5 protein-coding genes are annotated in these 5179 nt (G+C 47.7%); 2 read left to right on the forward strand and 3 right to left on the reverse strand.

The genetic code is table 11. The features are described 5' to 3' along the window. The 3 genes from Q0095_RS01540 to Q0095_RS01550 form a co-directional block, all read right to left on the reverse strand. Window positions 1-2460 (reverse strand): MMPL family transporter (locus Q0095_RS01540; RefSeq protein WP_297880724.1); only part of this gene is annotated, 2460 nt, incomplete at its 3' end. Window positions 2461-2483: 23 nt separating this feature from the next. Continuing rightward, the gene (locus Q0095_RS01545; protein ID WP_297880726.1) at window positions 2484-3068 is read right to left on the reverse strand and encodes an ABC transporter substrate-binding protein; all 585 of its coding nucleotides are present in this window, start codon (window positions 3066-3068) and stop codon (window positions 2484-2486) included. A gap of 2 nt (window positions 3069-3070) precedes the next feature. Further along, complete coding sequence (locus tag Q0095_RS01550; RefSeq protein WP_297880728.1) at window positions 3071-3790, reverse strand: VacJ family lipoprotein; 720 nt, start codon at window positions 3788-3790, stop codon at window positions 3071-3073. Window positions 3791-3973: 183 nt separating this feature from the next. Between Q0095_RS01550 and Q0095_RS01555 the strand changes: the two genes are divergently transcribed. Together Q0095_RS01555 and modA are read left to right on the forward strand one after the other, a co-directional pair. After that, window positions 3974-4762, forward strand: a complete 789-nt coding sequence (locus tag Q0095_RS01555; protein ID WP_297880731.1) for a TOBE domain-containing protein — start codon at window positions 3974-3976, stop codon at window positions 4760-4762. Window positions 4763-4863: 101 nt separating this feature from the next. Next, the coding region (gene modA, locus Q0095_RS01560) for a molybdate ABC transporter substrate-binding protein (RefSeq protein ID WP_297880733.1) at window positions 4864-5179 on the forward strand (316 nt) is incomplete at its 3' end.

The raw sequence follows: 5179 nt of genomic DNA on the forward strand, positions 1-5179 counted from the left end.
CGTAATACTCATGATATCCAGCGGAATGCCTGCAACCCCCATGATGCCGAAGCAGGCGCAAAGCGGAATTAAATTTACGACGATCGCGATAAGCGCGTATGAAAAGGAGCGAAAGATAACCACGAAAAGCACGAAAAGCACGAGCACGGTGATACCCAAAGTGCCTATCTGTGAGCTCATCAGGCTTTGAAGCATATTGTTATAAAGCACCATTATGCCGCTGATCTGCACCGTGACGTTATCTTTAGCGAGCAGGGAGTCCAGATCGCGCTTAAGATCGGCTAGAAATTGCGCTCTGCGAAGATTTGGATCGCTATCTATCGTGCGGATGCTAAAGTGCGCCTCGTTCGCTTCGATATTCACAAAGGGCGAAAGTACCAATTCGCGGTAGTTTGCGGGCATTTCAGAGTAGATCAAAGCAAGACTTAGATCGTCCAGATCGCGCCCTTGATTGATCTGCTTGCCGAGCTTTAAAAGCGATGCGAGCGAGCTTACGTTGCCGATAAACTCGTGCCCGGCGACGTTTTTGTCCTTCAAAAAATCATCTATTTTGCCGATGATACGCATCTTTTCGGATGTGAACCAATACTGCGGCTTGTTCTCGTTGGCGGCGTACTCGGCTTCGAAATCGCCAAAATCGTCGCTCGCGGTGGAATTTTGCTCTAAATTTGCGGCGTGGGTTTGATCTGAATTTACGGCTTCATTTGATTGTGCTGCCGCAGCGGAGCCTTGGGGCATAGAATTTTCTGCAATAGAATTTTGTGTCGCGGCGGTAGAATTCTGAGTAGCAGAGCTTTGTGCGATAGAATTTTGCCGAGTAGAATTTGCCGCAAAATTTCGCCCAGCGGGATTGGAATTTTCGCCGCTCTTAAAATTTGCGCTACCGCTTGCGGAATTTTCACTCCCGCTAGCAGGATCTGCGCCGCTTGCGCTTTTAAATTTAACGACGATATCAAGCGGGATAGTTCCGCCTAGATTCGTGTCGATAATCTCCATGCCCGCGCGGATATCGGTACTTTTTTTGAAGTAGCCGATGAAGCTGTTTTCGACGCGCAGCTGCGAGATGCCGTATAGTCCAAAGATCACCGCCGCAGCGCAAACGCCGTAAACCGCGCCTCTGCTACGTAGCGCCGTTTCGGCGCACCAAAGCGTAAATTTAAAGTGCTGCTCGAAGCTGCGGTTATTGTGCGTGCGCCTTAGAAGCGACATAACCGCGCCGAATACTCCAAATGCCGTAACTAGCGAGATGCTGATGCCTACGCTCATCATAATTCCCAGAGAAATTACGGGTTTTATATCGCAAAAAATTAGCGACATAAAGCCGATAACGGTCGTAAAGATCGCGAAAAAGCAGGGTCTTGCGCGCTCGCGCAGCACCGCGTAAACGAGCTGGCGCTGCGAAAAGGCGTGAAAGCGCGCGCTAAACTCGCGGTAGGCGACGATTAGGTGGATACAGACCGAAACCGTGATGATGAGCTGAAGCGCTATGAAATTTGAGCTAATCACCGTAACCTCAAAGCTCAAAAAGCCGAATAATCCCGCTGCGAGCACGACCGAATACGCGCAGATGATAAGCGGCAGCAGGATAAATTTCGCCTGTCTAAAAAAGAGCCAAAAGCAAGCTAACAAAAGCACCAAAGCGCCGAGTCCGTAGGTCGCCAGATCCGAGCGGACGTAACCCACCATATCGTCGGCGATCATATTCAGTCCGCCCAAAAACAATCGGTCGCCCGCAAATTCCTTCTCAAAGCCCGCGATCAGCGCCCGCAAAGCCACAATGTCGCGGTGATCCTTTTCGCGCAGCTCGTCGCGGTAGGATTTAAAATTTTGCTCCGCAACTTTAAGCGCGTCTTTGAGCTGTGAAATTTGAGCCCCCGAGCGGTTGCTCTCGTGCTCCGCTTGCTCTAGAGCGTTTTTGGCTCCGTCTCTTAGGCGCAAAAGCTCCTCGTAGCGGGTCTGCGGCTTTAAATTTATTAAAATTGCGGTAGTGCGAAAATCGGCGCTTACTAAATTTGACGCGTAAAAGGGGCTTGTGGCAAACTCGCGCCTAGCCGCGGTTAAATTTACGTCCGCGTCGGTAAGAGTGGGTATGTGCTTAAGCAGCTCGCTCATACCGCCACCTTTGTTTAGCAAAAGCGGCACATTCGTGATGTCCGTGACGCTAGCGACGAAATCCAGCTTGGAAAAAGCTGCGTCCATCTGCGCTATTTTGCGGATCGTCTCGGGCGCTAAAAGATCGCCCGCGGGAGTGTATGCAAGCACCAAGAAATTCGGCGTTTCGTAGCGTTTGGATACTTCGCGCCAAATTTGAAGGTCTTTGTCATTATCTAGTAGAAGCGTCTGGCTCGAAGCGTCGATCTCGAGCTTTGTGGAGTAATATCCGAAAAAGAGCGCCAGCGCCGTAAACAGCGCGAGCGTGATTTTCGGAAACGCGACGATTAGGCGAAAAATTTTTTTCAAATACCGCTCTTTTGAGTGCGTCGCTATTCGCCGCTATTGATGACGGTGGAATTTAGCCGCTTTATAAGCTCGTCAAAGCCCAAGCTTTGCGTTACGTCGCCAAGCTGCGAGCGGTAGGTCTGAATTAGGCTGACGCCCACGATATCGACGTCGTAGATGCGCCAATCAGAGCCGTTAGGATAAAATTTAAAATCTATGTCGTAGTTTTTCTGCTCGCCGATGACCTGTGTTTTTAGCACGCGGCGCTTATCGCTCGGGCTTTGTTTACTTAGCACCTTCATATCCTGATCGGTATAAAGCGAAAGTTTTTCGATAAACGAGCGCTTTAGATGCGCCTCGAAGGCTTTATTAAATTCCGCGATTTGCGCAGGGCTAAGGCTCGCATAATGTTTAGCAAGGGAGAGCTTTGCCATCATTTTATAATCAAAATAGCCGTCAAAAAGCGCAAAAATTTTTGCGGGCTTTGCGTCTTTTGGGGTGCTGCTTCGCATGATGCTTACGGCCTCGGCGACCTTTTGGCTCATCACAGGCTCGATATCCGCATCGCTAATAGCGTGCGCCGAAATCAAAAGCGCTCCGCAAAGCGCTAGAACTTTTAAAATTTTCATTGTTATTCCTTTATTAGTTTCTCGCGATTTTGCTCGTAAGCATCGCGTAAAAATGGATATAGATCCACTGCATCTTTGGTCATTTTTTCATAAAATTTCGGATCGCGCGAGTAATCGTTAAATATTCTAAATCCATTGACGGAGTTTCGAACGGTGCCATCTTTAATATAGTTTATCGGATTTGAAAAATAATCTCCGACAAGCCCCGCTGTATCGCGCAGATTGCTCTGTCCCAAAATCGGCCAGACGATATGCGGACCTGCCGGAACGCCCCAGTATCCTAGTGTCTGCCCGAAATCCTCGTCGTGGCGCGGAATCCCGTAGTATTTGCCTGCCATATCGTTAAGCCCGCCGAAGCCGACGGTCGAGTTGATCAAAAATCGCTTCGTCTCGTCCCAAGAATTTTCAAATTTACCCTGCAATAGGTTGTTTACGAGCCTCATCGGATATAAAATATTATAGAAAAAATTTGAAAACGCGCCCTGGATCGGATCGGGCATTACATAGTCGTAACCGCTGGCTACGGGGGTTAATATGTATGAGTAAAATACGTCGTTAAAGCTCGTCATAACGCGGTTATAGCCGCTAAGCGGATCGAAAACCTCGCGCTTGGCAAACTCCTCGTCAAAACCATCCGTATCGCTAGGCGCTACGTCTTGCTTTTGCGAGCAACCGCAGAGTGCCAATGCCGCGGCTAAGAATATAATTTTTATAAATTTCAAATGTGACCCTTCTTTATAAATCAAAGTGGCGATTTTACAAGTTTAAAGAAATTTTGTCAATAAAGGTAAAATTTCATATAGAATTTCCCTCTTTATAGCGCAAAATAAAGCCTGCGGCTCTTTAAGAAATATATCAGAGGATATATTATAAAATCACGCGAAAGTAAATAAGAAAGGATGAAAATGGATGCAAAATTTGCTTTGGAATTTCTGCTTGGCAAGGAAACATCGCTTCTAGCCAAGCATATTAAGCTACTTAAGGCCGTAGATGAGACTAAAAGTATTACAAAGGCCGCAGAGATCGTAGGAGTGTCGTATAAAAACGGCTGGGATGTGCTAAATTTAATCAACAACGCGAGCAAAAAGCCGCTCATTGTTCGCACTCAAGGTACTAAGAAAAATAGCGGCTCCGAGCTCACTCCATACGCTCACAAGTTGATTCGCGCTTATGATGCTATCAGCCACGCGGGCGAGACGTTTTTGAGTGAAATTTTAAAGCTTGACGAGATCCCCGAAGAGAGCCTTTTAAGCTTAGAGAAGATCGGTATGAAGCTTTCTGCACGCAATCAGCTAAGCGTTGAGATTACGGATGTTCAAACAGGCGCTGTAAATTCTCAAATCACGGCTAAGCTCGCAGGTGGCGAAATTTTATGCGCGACGGTAACCGTAGAGAGCGAAAAGAATTTAGGGCTAAAGGTGGGCAAGGATGTGCTGTTTTTATTCAAAGCTCCAAGCGTCATCATTGCCAAAGGAAGCTCGGAGAAGCTAAAACTTAGTACGGTGAATCAAATCAAGGGCACGATTAGCGAGGTCAAAATCGGCGCGGTAAACGCAGAGATCTGTCTAGGCACAAGCTCGCATCAAAACATCACCGCGATCATCACGCGAGAATCTGCCACCGCGATGGCTCTAGGAGTAGGAGATGAAGTAACGGCGATCATCGAGCCTAGCGAGATCATTATTGGTGCGTAATAGGATGAGATCGGGTGCGCAAAATTTTAAAATTTAAGGCGTAAATTTAAAATTTTAGATACAATTCAATTCTCGGTGAGAGCCGAAACGAAAGGCATAAAATGAAGTTGAAAGCAGTGCTTTTAGGAATTTTAACCGCAGGCGCGCTTAACGCAGGCGAGGTCAGCATCGCAGCCGCTGCGAACACGACATATGCGTTTGACGAGATCAAGGCAGAATTTGCCAAGCTACATCCGCAAACTACGCTAAACGTGAGCTTGGGCGCAAGCGGAGCGCTTAGCACGCAGATCAAAAACGGCGCGCCGTTTGATATTTTTATGGCGGCTGATATGAAATTTGCAGACGATCTGCATAAAGATGGCTTTGCGACGGCGCCTGCCAAAACCTACGCAAAGGGCAAAGTGGCGATGTTTAGTG

Source organism: uncultured Campylobacter sp., from assembly GCF_938045535.1.
GTDB lineage: Bacteria > Campylobacterota > Campylobacteria > Campylobacterales > Campylobacteraceae > Campylobacter_B.

Bases quoted from the DNA above. Each gene is read 5' to 3' on its own strand.
- Q0095_RS01545 (WP_297880726.1), bottom strand. From the start codon at position 3,068: ATGAAAATTTTAAAAGTTCTAGCGCTTTGCGGAGCGCTTTTGATTTCG.
- Q0095_RS01555 (WP_297880731.1), top strand. From the start codon at position 3,974: ATGGATGCAAAATTTGCTTTGGAATTTCTGCTTGGCAAGGAAACATCG.